This is a genomic window from Vibrio sp. 1401 (genome assembly GCF_033340295.1).
Window position 1 is genome coordinate 1 of sequence record NZ_JAWOWF010000846.1, and the last position, 515, is coordinate 515.

The window sequence follows — 515 nt, forward strand, 5'->3', positions numbered from 1 at the left end:
TGCCAAACTGCACGCAGGCCTTTGGGCTGCGGTACAAGGCAAAGTCATGACCGTCGATACCATTTTTGGTAAACGCAAAATGCTGACAGTCAAAATCAGTGACGGCAATGGCACCATCACCCTACGTTTTTTCAACTTTACTGCAGCGATGAAGAACAATTTTTCACAGGGTAAGTTAGTACACGCTTACGGAGAAATTAAGCGTGGTGGTATGGGGCTGGAAATTATGCACCCTGACTACAAATTTTACGCCAGTGAACAAAAGCCAGATGTGGAACAAAGCTTAACCCCGGTTTATCCAACCACAGATGGCCTGCGTCAAATCACCTTACGCAACCTGACTGAGCAAGCATTGGCGCTACTCGATAAAGCGGCAGTGCAAGAATTGCTACCTTCTGGCTTGTATAACCATCAGATTAATATGTCGCAGGCGTTGCACACCATTCATCGCCCGCCGCCAACCATTAATTTAGATGAATTTGATGAAGGTAAGCACCCCGCTCAAATCCGTTTGA

Annotated in this window: 1 protein-coding gene; it reads left to right on the top strand. The window is 46.6% G+C overall.

The window, feature by feature from the left end; all coding sequences use genetic code 11:
• Window positions 1-515 (top strand): OB-fold nucleic acid binding domain-containing protein (locus R7Z77_RS28500; RefSeq protein ID WP_318137454.1); only part of this gene is annotated, 515 nt, incomplete at both ends.